Consider the following 13,821-nt stretch of genomic DNA (forward strand, 5'->3'; position numbering starts at 1 on the left):
TATAGTAGAAACTAAAAAACTGACCTATTTAGGATAGGACAGTTTTTTAAACTTTTATGAAAACAAAATATAAAATGATCATCAATAACAATATGACCATAAAAACAGCGATAAGAATTACGTGTGCACTCGAGGGCCGGAACGTCCCTTCAATGATTTGTTGCTTCTTCTGCAGATACCCGAACGTCGCCAGTACTGTAATCACAAGGCCCAAAGCACATGTAAACATCCCCAGTACGATACTGATCAAGTCAATCCGGGCATCCCGATGCACACCTATCGTAAAATGCAGGCTCGTCGTGAGAAAACCAACCCCCACTATCGCAATCACCGTTCTTATCCACGCTAAAAAGGTGCGTTCATTAGCCAGATGCTGCTGGGCATATTTCAATTGGTTTTTCTCCATGTCATCACCCTAATTGAACGTTTTTGATCAATCATTTATGTAACTAAAAGACTCTTTAATCAGTCATCTCTTAAGAAGCGAAAAGGCCCTGATCATAGACCCGACAAACATTAGCCCTGCACCGCCAAGCAAAAAATATATACATAGTGTTTTATTAATGACATTCAGAGGATAAAGCAAGGCACCCAGTGCAATGATTGCCCCTATCCCCGTTATGGCCCATCCTATTTTTTTCATTAGCAACTCCTATTATTAATTATTTAGTGAAGGTCCTTCACAGGTTCCCCCTCTGTTTTACAAACAGGTCCCGCATTACTAGCTTAAACCATTTAAAAACTAACAACAAGTGAGATCCTATAATTATCTTTCCACATAAAAAAAGAGCCATAAATGACTCCCGGTTTTGAAAATATCCAAATTCAGCCGTTCTTTTTATCCTTTTCCATGTATTCTTTTATCTTTCTTTCTTCCCACTCAGACCCGAAGTTTCCATCTGCAAAGGTAGTAATGCCGTGTATCAGAACTCCAATCCCCCACCCTCCAAGGGGATAAAGGAACCACCAATAACCAGAATCAGTTAATAGGTTAATGGCAAAAAGCATTACATTCACCAATACATACACCGTTAAATGGATGTAGAATGCCTTAAGGTTTTCCACCCTTTTTTTCGCCCTTAGATATCCATTTTCATTTTCCATCCCAGCACCTCCTAAGCGAAACACTTGAATATATTACCATCTTATTCAATAATACCTCATTTATCCCATTCCCATAAAGGGATGAGATGCACAAACGCTAAATCGAGAGCTGGAATTACGGAAGAATTTCAAAAGATTAACTTCAAAAAAGTCAGTTGGATTTCATTCTATTGTATCCCCGTTCTTCATATGGCTGTATTTTTTCGACCCACAAATCTTCAAGTTTTTTCAATTCCCGTTTTGCATCGAAAAATCCTGTTTCTTTCGGCTTCATTACCTCCAGTACTTCAAAAGAAAAAGCCTCTTTCCCATATTGATTCCACTCATCCTGGAGAACTTTATTGGTGTTTGTTCCCACTTCCAATTCAAATTGTTTACCCTTCAACGTCTTTAAATTTCTGGTGCTCCCGATAAAAACTTTATTATTTACCGTATTTCTTATTTGGTATACACCCGCTTCAACTTTCGTTTCTTTATATAATTGCTTCAATTCTTTTTTACGATCCATCTTCCTTGCCTCCAGTCATCATTTCTTCAGCCAATATTGGCTCCCATCAGGCTTTCTATCCAAGAATCCATATTCTATTAAATATCTCCTCAAAAGAACATGATCATGATAAACGGCACCCAATATTTGATTGATTTCCTTTTCTTCGTATTTTCGCTCATTTTCAAAACGGTTCATAATTTCTTGGAGAATCATCAGCCTTTGTTTTTCCTTGGGCGGGAAAGACTTTAATGCATCCTTACTGCCTTTAGGGAAATACTTTTTCAGTACAGCCATCTTTTCATCCTCGGTAACGTTATAACGATCATCGACCATCCTTGCTTTTTGATGAAGGGGGATAAATGCCGGCGCATGTTCATCTTTATCTTTCAAAAGTTCCATCAGTGCTAAAAACAACTTAGCCTGACGCTCTTTCTCTTTTAACACAAAGCGATGGTTCCGAATTGTGGAAGGACTTCCAATTCCCATTTCCTCCTGAACCTCAGCATCATTCTTCCCCTGGTAAAAAAGGCGAAGGAGACGATTTTGGTGATCAGTAAGCCCTGTAAGTTTTTTATCGAGATCAATCAAGTATTCAAAAACGGAGCTGTGTGCATGTTCAATATGAATTCGCATATACCTCTCAGCTTCATAAAGAACCCCATCTATCGGGTATACTATCCCCTTTTCAATTGCATTTCCGCATAGCAAACAAATATATTGATTCCCTTCTTCGCTATACCCTTGTTTAAGCTCATCCTGAGATGCACTCCAAAACATTTCAGCGTCCTTCATTAAACAAACACTTCCCCGTAAAGTTTATAATATAATAAACATATTATTAATTTGTTTGCTATATGTCAATGTTTTTTCTGATTTATTTATAATTTCACTAAAGTATTCAGGCCTTGCAAGCGAGGAGTCAGGGAATTGAGCTTTTACTGATTTCAACCAAGTTCAATGATCCCATGGCACTATGCCGATATAATCCATTGATTAACGAGTGTAATTTCCCATGTCGAAATAGAGCCTTCATTGTATAATTATCTACCCTCAATAATATGCTATATAAAAGCGCGAATAAGCTTAGAGGAGGATTATCATTGATAGATGAACATGAAGGGATTGTCCCTTCAATCCATAACCCCGATTTACATAAGGCATTACATCATTTATCCGAACAATTCAAGGTATCACTGCCAGAATTACGGGATACAATTGAAATACTTATACAAAACCAATCAAGTGTGCAGCAACTTAGTGAAGAAGATGATAAAAGTTCACCCGTTGAAGAATTGAAGACGGCAATAATCAAAAACCGTGAAACTATTAAAAAGAATCTTCAAACATTAAATAGGACTTGATTAAAATAGAAAAAGGCATCCAATGTTGGATGCCTTTTTTCCATGGAGCATATGAAATTCGTAGTATAAGTCCTTCGTTAGCTCATTAAGTATTAGCTAGGCACAAACTTAAGTATTCCTTCCAGATAAACACTTTGATCTTTTCGTGTGCATTCCCTCAACTTGATTCTTCCTTCTTTTTCTAACTCTTTGGCTAATTGGACTACTTTAGTTCCATCTTCGGATATTTCGACTGAGAAGAAATTGCCCCGAGTGGAAGTTTGAATGAACTTGAACAATCTATCTTTATTCATTTAAACAACTCCTTATCCATAACAAGTTCGACATAAAAAGACCATCCACCTGCGATAAATATGAAATAAAAAACTTCTTTTCGTCAAAACGGAACATTAATGGTTCAAAGGATGCAAATCGAAAGGCATTCTTTCTATATTCATCCAATATTTTCGTTCACACTTAAAGCAAAAAGTAAAAAAGCCAAAACCTTAAAAGGTTTTGGCTTTTTCAAGTTAGTGTCCCAGGAGAGATTCGAACTCCCGACCGACGCCTTAGAAGGGCGTTGCTCTATCCAGCTGAGCTACTGAGACATTTATGATATAAGTTGCGGTAAAACTTATGTATTACCTTAACTGTTCCCTTAGGACACTTCTTATTATAGTAGGATATCAAAAGAAAGTCAACGGTTTTTCATAAAAAGTTTTTTTCTTTTTTTATGTACCAGGAAGCGGGGAAAAACGCTTCCTGTTCATTATACATGAATTCATTCCATTTGATAAGCATTTCTTAATTCTTCAACGATTTTTCCTTCAAGGTCATAATAGGTGATTTCAAGTTTGCCTGTTCCCATTTCCAAAATGGCATAGGTTTTCTCTTTTCGTCCACGCGGCTGGCGTATGCTTCCCGGGTTGATGAAGAGCTTGCCGTCAATCGATTCGGAACCTGCAGCGTGGGAGTGACCAAAGCAAATAATATCCGCTTCGGCCTCTTCACTTTTATAAGATAAATTCATCAGGGTCATCTTTATGTTATAGAGATGTCCATGCGTAATGAAGAAACGCTTGCCTGCGATGTTCTCCACAATGTCAGTCGGATATGCCGAATCATGATCACAATTCCCACGAACAGCTAAGAAATCCGCCATGTGAGGATCATTTCTTTCCAACTCTGAATCACCGCAATGGATCATGGAAGCAACTTCTTGTTTATGACGGTCGGTTATCATGCTTATTTCATGAGTTAAGCCATGACTGTCACTCATTATTAGCACTTTCATCGTCATATTCCTTCTTCCCTTTTTAGAAATAAATCAAGTTTTTCATCTAGGGCCCTCAATGCGTGGGCACGGTGGCTGATTTGGTTTTTTTCCTCTTTTGTCAATTCGGCGTTTGTTTTACCCTGTTCTTTAACAAAAAAGATTGGATCATAACCAAATCCATTCGTTCCTGAAGGCTGTTCTGTAATCAAGCCTTCCATCGTTCCCGAAACCGTAATCGTTTCCTGGTTGGGTGACGCGAGGGCCAAGGCGCAATAGAATCTCGCTGTCCTTTCCTCTTCCGGGACGCCTTCCAGTTCCCCGAGGACTTTTTCCGTGTTCGCTTCATCACTCTTGGACTCTCCAGCATAGCGGGCAGAATATACGCCCGGACGGCCATCCAATGCATCTACAATCAATCCGGAATCATCCGCAATGACAAAATGGCCTAGCTGATGGGCAATGGCCTCTGCTTTCAAGATTGCATTTTCTTCAAAGGTTGTACCTGTTTCCTCCACATCCGGTGCACCCGGTACATCGAGAAGCGTTTTGACTTCATATCCTTTAGCAGAGAACAAGCTTTCGAATTCCTTGGCTTTCCCTTTATTTTTCGTTGCAATGATTACTGTCTTCATTTTTTCATTTCACCCTTTTTTATTTTATCGGCATGTGAGCCCTTTTGGGGCTAAGCAAGAATTTGCTATAACTCGTTATATGTAAAAGCCGCTTCTTCTCCAGTGCCAAACGGATGAATTCAGCGCTGCCTTTCATGATCAACAACGGCCGCTGAATTTTCCTGATAAGTTAAGTCTAACACAACTCCCTCATCTGCATTAACCCGAAACTTATAAACTAACGTTTGTAATTTTCACTATGTTCAATATGGATATTAACTTTTATGTTATTTATTGAAGTCTTATCAAAGGAATTAATAACTTTATTATCCCACTTATTGACATGGTATCTGTATGCCTTTTCACTTATGTTAAAAAGGTCTGTATTGATTTCCCCCCCCGTCTCCAATGTCTTCAAAATATCTTCCTTAACTTTTATTTCTACTTTTTTTTCGATTTTTTCCATATCCAAGTTATCTATATTTTGTTTCAATATTCCATTTGCTCTAACCTCTAAATCATACAAAGGTTTCTTTTGTTGTTCCAATACTATGATGTTTGTTTTGGGATCCATGATTTCAACACTTACCTTTTGTTTGTTCAGGGAAAAAAATATTACTGTCGCCTTGTTTTCAACCCATTTTAAACCGATCAAATCTTGTTTACTTACGAACCCTTTATACTGTTGTTTTGATAAAACATAGCCGCCATTCAACGTTGGTATCTTTTTTTCTTTCCCCTTCTCTGAGTAATGATGCTCATTTATGACCATAGAGGGAATTAAAATGGAACCAACCGGTTGATAAAATTCCGAAACCAGTTCACTGAATTTTAACGGGGAAATAAAATAGTTCTCATTAATAACGGTCTCTGGCCTTTGAATGATCGTGAATAAGTTAGGAAGATTAAAGAAACTATCACTGTCAAACACCTTTTTAATATCCTCGTTTGTAACAAACAGCCAAGAATTGTATCGCAATAAGGGCTCTTTCCCTACATATTCAATGAAATCCTTCATTTTCTTTTTGATTACATTCTCACTTAAAATGAAGGAGTTAATATGCCCGATATAAAGTGGTAATGCTGCATTTTGTTCTAATTCAGTATATGCTTCTTCGATACTTTCCCCTTTACCTTTCCCAATGACAACAGAAGATTTTTGTTGTAATGCAGTTGCCCCCTCTTGTTTTGCTATATCCGCAAAATTTAATGCTTGAAAGTATAAGATGAATTCACCCTCTTTATAATCGATCCCAAGAGCGGATCCATATGTTTGAGCTTGAATTTCCTTCATTCCCCAGCATCCTGTCGTCAGTAAAAGTTGACAGCCAATAATCATGACTGCAAATAGCTTTCTCATTTGTTCGACTCCTTTTGCGGTTCATTATCACTGGACTGTATAGCTTGATTCCGCTGCCTTAACATCCCATACGGAAGCTTAAATAAGACTTTTAACATATCCGATTTATTTGGTTTGGAAAGTGGATTCACAAAAGGCTGGCCGAAACTTTCCAAGGAAACCACAACAATCAAGATAAGGAATATTCCCATAAAGAATCCAAACAAGCCTAAAAACGCTGAACAAGCAAATATGAATAACCTTATAAGAACGATATTCCCAGCAATATTCTGATTGATTAAGGTATAGCTTGACAGAACTGTAACAGCTATTACTACTAGCATGGAGGGTGAAGTGAGCCCTGCCCGAATCGCTGCATCACCTATAATCAATCCACCCAACACTGAAACCGTAGGACCTACAGCTTTTGGCAGGCGAAGACCGGCTTCTTTAAATAGTTCAAACAATATGATCATCATGAATGCCTCCAAAGAAGCAGGTATGGGTAATCCCTGTCTCGTGATTGAAATTGTCGCAAGAAGCGAAAAGGGAATTTGATCGAATTGATAGGAAACTAACGCTATAAAAAAACCCGGTAACGTAACCGTTACAAATAAGGCGACTACACGAATGATGCGTATAAAACTAATGTAAAAAAAGCTTGCATGTGCGTCATCAGCAGAATAAAGCAACTGATTAATACTGGTTGGTCCGATCAAGCATGTGGGATTCCCGTCTACCAGGATGGCAAAGCGCCCTTGATTCAAGGATTCAACAACATAGTCCGGTCGACCAACGTAATCCATTAAGGGGAAGATGGAAAATTGATTATCATATAGGAGTTCTTCAACTTGGTAACTGCTGACTATGATATCAACCTTTAATGAATCCAATCGTTTTTTAATATCCGAAAGAATCGAGGGATTAATAATGTCATCTATATAAAGTAGCAATATTTTAGTTTTACTTCTTTTCCCAATTGTATATTCTATACATTTAAGTGATGCCGTTTTTAACCTTTGGCGAATTAAAGACATGTTATCCGATATATTCTCAACAAATCCATCTCTAGGTCCCCGAATGGAAGATTCTATATTGGATTCTTCCGGACTGCGCTTAGGGGAATTAGCCAATGGGGTATAGTAAATTTCATTAGAAGATTCATTAATAATGATTAGGTCTCCTGAAAAAAGAATGCTCTCTACTCCCTCTTTTAAATCGGAGCCCTTTTTAAGCGTACTGATCTCCATAATATTGCTTAATTGATCAATTGTTAATTCGCCATTTTCTTGAACCGTTTTTGATATTGTAGGCAATATCACTTCATTGATAAATTGCATATCCACTAAGTTTGGCGCATATAAAAACCCCAACAAATAACGACCTTCATTATCAAAGGTTTTTGTTCTTAAAACAACATCGGAAGAATGTTCGAACCATTTTTGGATTTGGTCAATGCAAGAAAGAGTTCCATTCCATTTTCCCTTCTTCATAATGTTTCACCTTTACCTTTTCCCTTTTTTATAACAAGAAAAAACAGTATAATTGCGGCACTTAAAAGAAACAGACTGCTGATTGGAAAGAAATATTTGTATATGAAATAAAAAAATGAAGTAGCATCCCAATGGATTAGCGTTCCAATAACAATTAACAAATATAGTGAAAGCAGTATCCACTTCTGATGTTTTGAATTTGAGATTAATTTATAGCCTATAAATAAACATAAACTTATTCGAATCATGGCACCTGAAAGCCATTGGAAGATGGAAAGGAAATCGAGTCGAGTAATATAATAGCCAAACCTTAACAACTTCCACTGTTCATAAGCCGGATTCCTCATTTTCACTGCTTCCACAGAACCAAATTCCGCAATCGCTCCCATGAGGGGTCCTAACGTCAGCATGATTAAGATAATACCAGCCATTAATAGCCACTTGGCTTTTAGCTTATTTTTCAAGTAAGGAGTTAAAAATAAAAAAACGATAATTTCTAAATATCCTGCACTCGTATACAGAATTCCATTTAAAGTATTTCTATACCCGCTTTCAAATATCGGGAACAATAATTCGTAATTCTTATTACTCGTATTCCCCAGACCCACAAATATCCCGAAAAAAGTGACGACCGGAAGAAATAGGAGAGCCAAAGTACTTATGGTGCGTATTCCTTTATAACTTGCAAAAATACATATAAAAGTGAATAGGCTGACGACTACGATGTTTGGTATGTCATGAGTATAATTAGCTTTTGCCCAAATCACTGTAAATTTGATGGTAATGAAGGCGTTAATTATAAAGTACAACCCAAATGCTATAGTGAAAATATATGTAACAAAAGGTGTAGACCATTTTTTCAGAAAAGAGATTATATCTTCTTTATCTAGTTTTTTATAAATATAAAAAATAAATAGCGTCCAAACGATACATGGAACAACACTTATTATGACACTTATCCATGCGTCGCGTTGAGATGCGGTTAAGATATTGGGAAGGAGCAGGACATGTACCATGAATCCTGTATTCATAATGATTAAAACATAGATGTGTAAAGCCTGAATTACCTTTTGATCCATAATATCCCCCATTAATTACATCAATAAAGGTAATTTCCCCTTTTAAAAATTTATTTATGTAAAAACTTTCTCACGATAAGAGAATTTGCTTGGCGGGGTATTAGTTTTCAACTAATACAATAATTAAGATTTATAAAACAAGGGCTTTAACACGTGGTAATCAATGGTGGAGGTAAAAAAATAAGAGGCAGCTGCAGGCTGCCTCATTGTGCTATTTCAATATATAATATCGCTCTTTAAAAACTACCTGTGTTGACTTTCTCTGGACGGACCACTGGTTCGGATAATTTCTTTCCTTCTTCATTAAGAACATCGGCGCTGCCCTGCACTTGTACTTCAACGCTTTCAATTCCTTTCTGTTCCGTTAAAGAAAGGACCAATGCATCAAGTACTTCTTGTGATACCTTTTTCTCTTTAAAGCTTCCAAGGATATTTTCGTTAAAATTGAGGCTGACCTTACCTTCTGCCACTTTAGGCTCGTCAAGTAAAGCTACATCACTCATGAACCCTGTTTGCAGGTTAGAACCCGAAGGACTCTTCGTTAATTCCTGTATGACTGCCGTTACATTATCAGACACCGTTTCGCTGATCCTGCGTGTCACCGGAACATAATAGGTGTACTCCTCGTCACCGCCTACGTAATAAACGGTCAGTGCTTTGGAATTCGAAATGTCGACCACATCACTCGTATCGATATTGATTCCTGAAGACCTTGAGATATTCTCATCTATCGGTGTGCCATTGACCGGCATTTCGGAAATATCTTCCCCATTTATTCTCATTTGGATTTTATCGACTGAGTCGAATTGTGTCAGAGTCCATGTAATAGCTTGAAGGATTTTGAGTTCATCCTCTTTTTGATAGTTTTTGAACTCCGGCGAAAAGTCCGCAACAGCCACTCCTTCTTTAATGTTCACGCTTATTTGGGTATCGGCAGGAATGACGGCCCTGAATCCGTTAGGAAGTTTATCCGTGACTGGTCCGTTAGCGACAAGGTAATCAAGGGCCTGTTTAGCTACGGCCTCCGATTTAGGAAGTTCCAATGTCTGTGGAACCACATACCCACTTTTATCAATTAAATATAACTCTGTCTTCACAGTTTTCGACTCAACAGCGCCTTCTTTTCCATCTGTTGCAGGCTTTTCTTCACCATTCGTTTCTGTTTCTTTTAATGAAGATTCATCCTCGACTAATGAAACATCCTTTGGTGGATCAATTTCCTTTTTCTCTTCACCGCCAAATAATCCGCAGCCTGAAAGCCAAAAAGAAGATGCCAGAATGGTCACGGCCATTGTTACTTTTGATTTATTGGACATAAAATCACTCCTAGGACAGTTTGTACTCCTATTTATACGAGCCCTAAGCGAAAATAGACCAATTATTTTTCACTCCGATAATGGAGCTAGGCAATTTGCCTGTACTGCTGCATCTTTGTCAGCTTCATTAGGAAAGACATAGCAGGCCTTATCTTGATTGGGAAATTCTCCTGCCAATGTATGAATCTGTTGATATGTCTTATTTCCCATAATCACCGTATCGCTATTTTTATAGAAATCGCCGTACCCCATTGTCCCCCTTCCCCTTCTGTCTCTTCAAGCCAATCTATGCTTCCAGCTTCCCTAGCGATATATCCATCCAGGCTTGTAGCTATATACATATAACGGTAGGCTTTTTCATTTTTTCCCTTCAGAAAAAAGGCTTCCATATGGAAGCCTTATAAGTGATCAATTTTAATTGTTTCGATTGTATTGATATGAATACCGAGCCAGCTCTCCGCGATGTAACCGAACATATCTCTTGAACCGGTTGTATAAAAGCGATGAACTGGACGGAGCTTGCTTTTATTGATTAATTTATAGTAATCCAAAATGACACTTGCCTCTCGGGCCGTCTCTTCCCCAGAGGAAATGACTTGTACTTCATCCCCCATATAGGTCGAGATTACAGGCCCCAGCAGTGGATAATGGGTACAGCCAAGGATTAATGTGTCGATCTTCGTTTTCTTCAACGGACTCAAGGTTTGTGCCACGACCCTATTGACTATCTTCCCTTGAAACTCGCCGCTTTCTACGATAGGGACAAATTTCGGGCATGCTAAACTATCTACTTTCACATCGGAATTGATGGAGGCAAGTGCATCGTCATACGCTTTGCTTTTCACTGTGCCTTCCGTACCAATAATGCCAATATGCAAGGAATTGGAAACTTTCAACGCCGCCCTTGCCCCAGGATGAATGACACCTAATACAGGAATCGGAAGTAATGCCCTGATTTCATCCAGTACAGCTGCAGTCGCTGTATTGCAGGCGATGATCAGCATTTTTATATCCTTCTTCATCAAAAACCTCGTCATTTGCCATGTGAAGGTTTGGACATCTTTTTTGGTCCTAGGCCCATAAGGGCATCTTGCTGTATCACCTAAGTATATAATATTTTCATTTGGAAGCTGACGCATGACTTCTTTAGCTACAGTCAAGCCGCCTACCCCTGAATCAATGATTCCTATCGGTTGTTTCAAAAAACTCGCCTCATTTTTCTTTCATTTCTTGATGTAGTTTTGCTAGAATTCCTTGCAGGGACACGATGTCAGATTCGTTGAAATTGACTAATACCCCACTCAAGTACTGTTGTCGTTTATTAATCACTTCTTCAATAATCCGTTCACCTTCTTCAAGAAGGTGAATTCGAACCACGCGCCGGTCCTTATCATCCTTGACACGCTGGACAAGCTGATGTTTCTCCATGCGGTCAATCAGATCCGTCGTTGTGCTGAAGGCGAGAAACATCTTTGTGGACAATTCGCCAATCGTCATGTAGCCTGATTCAAAAAGCCATTGCAAAGCCACGAATTGAGGAATGGTGATTTTATAATCTTTGAGAATTTCTCTTCCCCTTTGCTTAAGCCATGTCGATACATAGCGCAATTCCCTCTCGATATCGGCTACATATGCAACCTGCTTCTCTTCATCCATACACACAGCTCCCCACTTCATGAAACTTATCATACTACCATTTTGGATGAAAGTGAAATGATTTTCAAGAATGATTATCCGGAATCCATAATGAAACCCCCTTCATAAAAATAAGCAGCATCCAAAGAAGTCAAAACAACCAAATTGTTTTGGCCTTCCTTATATGCTGCCAATGAACGGGAGAGAAAATATTTATAAGGCTTACGTATTAAATGTCAACACATTAAAGCTTAAGTTCTCCCATACGAAGGAGTTCTATGACTGCCTGCGAACGTCCTTTGACTCCAAGCTTCTGCATCGCATTCGAAATATGGTTTCGAACTGTTTTTTCGCTAATAAACAATTCACCTGCGATTTCTTTTGTTGTTTTGTCTTGTACTAGTAACTCAAATACTTCTTTTTCTCTTTTGGTGAGTAGTGGCTTATGAGTGAATTCGTTCTCCTTCAAGTAATGTTACCCTCCTTGCCTTCACCAGCATAAAACCCGGAGTGGGTGTCTATTTAGTCAAGATATAGTATGTCGGCCGGGGCAAGGGAGTGACTCTTTTACTTGTCTAAAATGAAAATATTTTCAGGAATGTTCGAGCTCTGTTTGCCACATCGATCGCTTCATCTCTTCCGTCCAAGGTATCGGCTTTCCGGTGGCTTTGGAAACTTGGACAATCGTTCCCCTACCCGTTAAACAAATTGAACCATCTTGTTTGGTTCCCATATAATGTATGTCTACTGAAGAGTTTCCGATATGGTCAGCTTTCACATGGATCGTCAATTGGTCATTGAAAAACACCTGCTTCAGGTAATCACACTGTAAATTGGCAACAACCGGCATCTCACTGCATTCAGCCGAGGTCCAATCCTTCATGAACCCCATACTGTTGAAATACTCAATCCGAGCTTCCTCAAAATAAGTAAAAGGAATCGTGTTATTCAAGTGCCCAAACATATCAGTTTCTGAAAAACGGACCTTAATCTCATGTTTAAAAGAAAAATCAGTGATCCACTCCGTTATATTATCGATATATGATATCCTGCCCATCTTGTGCACACCCTTTCTGAATTGAATGACTATTCACTCATTTTATAAGAAAACAACGATATTGAAAAGGATTTTCTATTGAAGGCAGGTTAATTTGCTTGTTGCTCACTTTATTAATCAAATCCTTCAGCCTTTGCGTGAGGATGTTGGGTTACAAGAAACTCATTTGCCCAAACCAATCACACTTCGATCCCGGTTTTTCAGGGTGCATGCAAATTATCAATCTTTTAAGGACTTGCCATTCTCTACGAATGTAAAACAAAAAGAACCCATATCCTAAGATACGGGTTCTTTCATTTTCATTATTAAACTTCGTCGCTTCCGAAGAAGTTACGGAATTGTTGGATCGTAGTATCACGGTTCAATGCTGCAATCGAAGTTGTTAATGGAATGCCTTTAGGGCAAGACTGCACACAGTTTTGTGAGTTACCGCAGTTTGCAAGTCCTCCATCACCCATGATTGTATTTAAACGTTCAGCTTTGTTCATTGCACCCGTTGGATGTGCGTTGAATAAACGAACTTGTGATAATGGTTGTGGCCCCATGAAGTCTGAATTGCTGTTTACGTTCGGGCAAGCCTCCAAACAAACACCGCAAGTCATACATTTTGATAACTCGTAAGCCCATTGACGTTTCTTTTCTGGCATACGCGGTCCTGGTCCAAGATTGTACGTTCCATCGATTGGAATCCATGCTTTTACCTTTTTCAATGAGTCGAACATACGGCTGCGATCGACTTGTAGGTCACGAACAACAGGGAATGTACGCATTGGAGCTAGACGAACCGGTTGCTCCAATTGATCGATAAGAGCTGTACATGATTGTCTTGGTTTACCATTGATAACCATTGAACAAGCACCACAAACCTCTTCAAGACAGTTCATGTCCCATGCGATTGCTGTAGTGTGCTTGCCTTGTACAGTTACCGGATTACGACGAATTTCCATTAGAGCGGAAATTACGTTCATATTCGGGCGATACGCTAATTCGAATTCCTCATCATAAGGAGCTGAATCCGGTGTATCTTGACGAGTGATTATAAAACGGACTGTTTTAGTCTCAGATTTAGTTTCAACCATTT

Annotated in this window: 20 protein-coding genes and 1 tRNA gene; 1 reads left to right on the forward strand and 20 read right to left on the reverse strand. The window is 38.7% G+C overall.

Features of this window, described 5'->3' with window-relative positions; translation table 11 throughout:
• Positions 1–46 precede the first annotated feature (46 nt).
• The 5 genes from ACDZ29_RS02320 to ACDZ29_RS02340 all read right to left on the reverse strand — a co-directional run bounded on the left by ACDZ29_RS02320 (position 47) and on the right by ACDZ29_RS02340 (position 2,386).
• Positions 47–406 (reverse strand): YidH family protein, encoded by a 360-nt coding sequence (locus tag ACDZ29_RS02320; protein ID WP_289315449.1) that lies wholly within the window; start codon positions 404–406, stop codon positions 47–49.
• A gap of 63 nt (positions 407–469) precedes the next feature.
• A complete protein-coding gene (locus ACDZ29_RS02325; RefSeq protein WP_289315448.1) occupies positions 470–643 on the reverse strand; it encodes a hypothetical protein in 174 nt (57 codons plus the stop codon).
• A 182-nt stretch (positions 644–825) separates the two neighbouring features.
• A complete protein-coding gene (locus ACDZ29_RS02330) occupies positions 826–1,104 on the reverse strand; it encodes a 2TM domain-containing protein (RefSeq protein WP_289325943.1) in 279 nt (92 codons plus the stop codon).
• Positions 1,105–1,255: 151 nt separating this feature from the next.
• A complete protein-coding gene (locus tag ACDZ29_RS02335) occupies positions 1,256–1,612 on the reverse strand; it encodes a GIY-YIG nuclease family protein (protein WP_370015993.1) in 357 nt (118 codons plus the stop codon).
• Positions 1,613–1,630: 18 nt separating this feature from the next.
• The gene (locus tag ACDZ29_RS02340; RefSeq protein ID WP_375089721.1) at positions 1,631–2,386 is read right to left on the reverse strand and encodes a DUF2087 domain-containing protein; all 756 of its coding nucleotides are present in this window, start codon (positions 2,384–2,386) and stop codon (positions 1,631–1,633) included.
• A 308-nt stretch (positions 2,387–2,694) separates the two neighbouring features.
• Here ACDZ29_RS02340 and ACDZ29_RS02345 point away from each other — a divergent pair, with 308 nt between their 5' ends.
• Positions 2,695–2,955 (forward strand): hypothetical protein, encoded by a 261-nt coding sequence (locus ACDZ29_RS02345; RefSeq protein WP_375089722.1) that lies wholly within the window; start codon positions 2,695–2,697, stop codon positions 2,953–2,955.
• A 92-nt stretch (positions 2,956–3,047) separates the two neighbouring features.
• Here ACDZ29_RS02345 and ACDZ29_RS02350 read toward each other — a convergent pair whose 3' ends face one another.
• From ACDZ29_RS02350 to sdhB, 15 genes are all read right to left on the reverse strand, one after another.
• A complete protein-coding gene (locus tag ACDZ29_RS02350; protein ID WP_289325947.1) occupies positions 3,048–3,248 on the reverse strand; it encodes a hypothetical protein in 201 nt (66 codons plus the stop codon).
• Between the two features lie 220 nt (positions 3,249–3,468).
• Positions 3,469–3,542 (reverse strand) — tRNA-Arg (locus ACDZ29_RS02355).
• A gap of 173 nt (positions 3,543–3,715) precedes the next feature.
• Entirely contained in the window at positions 3,716–4,228 is a 513-nt protein-coding gene (locus ACDZ29_RS02360; RefSeq protein ID WP_375089723.1) for a metallophosphoesterase family protein, read from the reverse strand.
• A 2-nt stretch (positions 4,229–4,230) separates the two neighbouring features.
• Positions 4,231–4,842: an XTP/dITP diphosphatase gene (locus tag ACDZ29_RS02365; RefSeq protein WP_375089724.1), complete on the reverse strand. Its 612-nt coding sequence runs from the start codon at positions 4,840–4,842 to the stop codon at positions 4,231–4,233.
• Between the two features lie 217 nt (positions 4,843–5,059).
• Positions 5,060–6,181, reverse strand: coding sequence for a Ger(x)C family spore germination protein (locus tag ACDZ29_RS02370; RefSeq protein ID WP_375089725.1), 1,122 nt, complete (start codon positions 6,179–6,181; stop codon positions 5,060–5,062).
• Positions 6,178–7,653, reverse strand: coding sequence for a spore germination protein (locus ACDZ29_RS02375; protein WP_375089727.1), 1,476 nt, complete (start codon positions 7,651–7,653; stop codon positions 6,178–6,180). The genes ACDZ29_RS02370 and ACDZ29_RS02375 overlap by 4 nt, the downstream gene beginning before the upstream one ends.
• Positions 7,650–8,732, reverse strand: a complete 1,083-nt coding sequence (locus ACDZ29_RS02380; RefSeq protein WP_375089728.1) for an endospore germination permease — start codon at positions 8,730–8,732, stop codon at positions 7,650–7,652. Before ACDZ29_RS02380 ends, ACDZ29_RS02375 begins: the two co-directional genes overlap by 4 nt.
• Before the next feature lie 236 nt (positions 8,733–8,968).
• Positions 8,969–10,048, reverse strand: a complete 1,080-nt coding sequence (locus ACDZ29_RS02385) for a GerMN domain-containing protein (protein WP_375089729.1) — start codon at positions 10,046–10,048, stop codon at positions 8,969–8,971.
• A 69-nt stretch (positions 10,049–10,117) separates the two neighbouring features.
• Positions 10,118–10,258 carry a hypothetical protein gene (locus ACDZ29_RS02390; RefSeq protein WP_375089731.1) on the reverse strand — a complete coding sequence of 47 codons (141 nt, stop codon included), beginning with the start codon at positions 10,256–10,258 and terminating at the stop codon, positions 10,118–10,120.
• A gap of 2 nt (positions 10,259–10,260) precedes the next feature.
• Entirely contained in the window at positions 10,261–10,437 is a 177-nt protein-coding gene (locus tag ACDZ29_RS02395; protein WP_375089732.1) for a hypothetical protein, read from the reverse strand.
• Between the two features lie 9 nt (positions 10,438–10,446).
• On the reverse strand, positions 10,447–11,250 hold the full coding sequence (gene racE, locus ACDZ29_RS02400) for a glutamate racemase (protein WP_375089733.1): 804 nt from the start codon (positions 11,248–11,250) through the stop codon (positions 10,447–10,449).
• Positions 11,251–11,260: 10 nt separating this feature from the next.
• The gene (locus ACDZ29_RS02405; protein ID WP_375089735.1) at positions 11,261–11,704 is read right to left on the reverse strand and encodes a MarR family winged helix-turn-helix transcriptional regulator; all 444 of its coding nucleotides are present in this window, start codon (positions 11,702–11,704) and stop codon (positions 11,261–11,263) included.
• 223 nt (positions 11,705–11,927) lie between these two features.
• Positions 11,928–12,152, reverse strand: coding sequence for a response regulator transcription factor (locus ACDZ29_RS02410; protein ID WP_028392149.1), 225 nt, complete (start codon positions 12,150–12,152; stop codon positions 11,928–11,930).
• A gap of 123 nt (positions 12,153–12,275) precedes the next feature.
• Positions 12,276–12,740 (reverse strand): acyl-CoA thioesterase, encoded by a 465-nt coding sequence (locus ACDZ29_RS02415; RefSeq protein WP_375089736.1) that lies wholly within the window; start codon positions 12,738–12,740, stop codon positions 12,276–12,278.
• 305 nt (positions 12,741–13,045) lie between these two features.
• Entirely contained in the window at positions 13,046–13,819 is a 774-nt protein-coding gene (gene sdhB, locus ACDZ29_RS02420) for a succinate dehydrogenase iron-sulfur subunit (protein ID WP_048689018.1), read from the reverse strand.
• Positions 13,820–13,821 lie beyond the last annotated feature (2 nt).

It is taken from the genome of Peribacillus sp. RS7 (genome assembly GCF_041956845.1).
Classification (GTDB): Bacteria; Bacillota; Bacilli; order Bacillales; family DSM-1321; genus Peribacillus.

Excerpts from the sequence above, each read along its gene's own strand:
- ACDZ29_RS02385 (WP_375089729.1), bottom strand. The coding sequence starts at position 10,048 with ATGTCCAATAAATCAAAAGTAACAATGGCCGTGACCATTCTGGCATCT.
- ACDZ29_RS02325 (WP_289315448.1), bottom strand. The coding sequence starts at position 643 with ATGAAAAAAATAGGATGGGCCATAACGGGGATAGGGGCAATCATTGCA.
- ACDZ29_RS02370 (WP_375089725.1), bottom strand. The coding sequence starts at position 6,181 with ATGAGAAAGCTATTTGCAGTCATGATTATTGGCTGTCAACTTTTACTG.
- ACDZ29_RS02390 (WP_375089731.1), bottom strand. The coding sequence starts at position 10,258 with ATGGGAAATAAGACATATCAACAGATTCATACATTGGCAGGAGAATTT.
- ACDZ29_RS02405 (WP_375089735.1), bottom strand. The coding sequence starts at position 11,704 with ATGGATGAAGAGAAGCAGGTTGCATATGTAGCCGATATCGAGAGGGAA.
- ACDZ29_RS02365 (WP_375089724.1), bottom strand. The coding sequence starts at position 4,842 with ATGAAGACAGTAATCATTGCAACGAAAAATAAAGGGAAAGCCAAGGAA.
- ACDZ29_RS02415 (WP_375089736.1), bottom strand. The coding sequence starts at position 12,740 with ATGGGCAGGATATCATATATCGATAATATAACGGAGTGGATCACTGAT.
- ACDZ29_RS02340 (WP_375089721.1), bottom strand. The coding sequence starts at position 2,386 with ATGAAGGACGCTGAAATGTTTTGGAGTGCATCTCAGGATGAGCTTAAA.
- sdhB (WP_048689018.1), bottom strand. The coding sequence starts at position 13,819 with ATGGTTGAAACTAAATCTGAGACTAAAACAGTCCGTTTTATAATCACT.
- ACDZ29_RS02360 (WP_375089723.1), bottom strand. The coding sequence starts at position 4,228 with ATGAAAGTGCTAATAATGAGTGACAGTCATGGCTTAACTCATGAAATA.
- ACDZ29_RS02330 (WP_289325943.1), bottom strand. The coding sequence starts at position 1,104 with ATGGAAAATGAAAATGGATATCTAAGGGCGAAAAAAAGGGTGGAAAAC.
- ACDZ29_RS02350 (WP_289325947.1), bottom strand. The coding sequence starts at position 3,248 with ATGAATAAAGATAGATTGTTCAAGTTCATTCAAACTTCCACTCGGGGC.
- ACDZ29_RS02375 (WP_375089727.1), bottom strand. The coding sequence starts at position 7,653 with ATGAAGAAGGGAAAATGGAATGGAACTCTTTCTTGCATTGACCAAATC.
- ACDZ29_RS02320 (WP_289315449.1), bottom strand. The coding sequence starts at position 406 with ATGGAGAAAAACCAATTGAAATATGCCCAGCAGCATCTGGCTAATGAA.
- ACDZ29_RS02335 (WP_370015993.1), bottom strand. The coding sequence starts at position 1,612 with ATGGATCGTAAAAAAGAATTGAAGCAATTATATAAAGAAACGAAAGTT.
- ACDZ29_RS02395 (WP_375089732.1), bottom strand. The coding sequence starts at position 10,437 with ATGGAAGCCTTTTTTCTGAAGGGAAAAAATGAAAAAGCCTACCGTTAT.
- ACDZ29_RS02380 (WP_375089728.1), bottom strand. The coding sequence starts at position 8,732 with ATGGATCAAAAGGTAATTCAGGCTTTACACATCTATGTTTTAATCATT.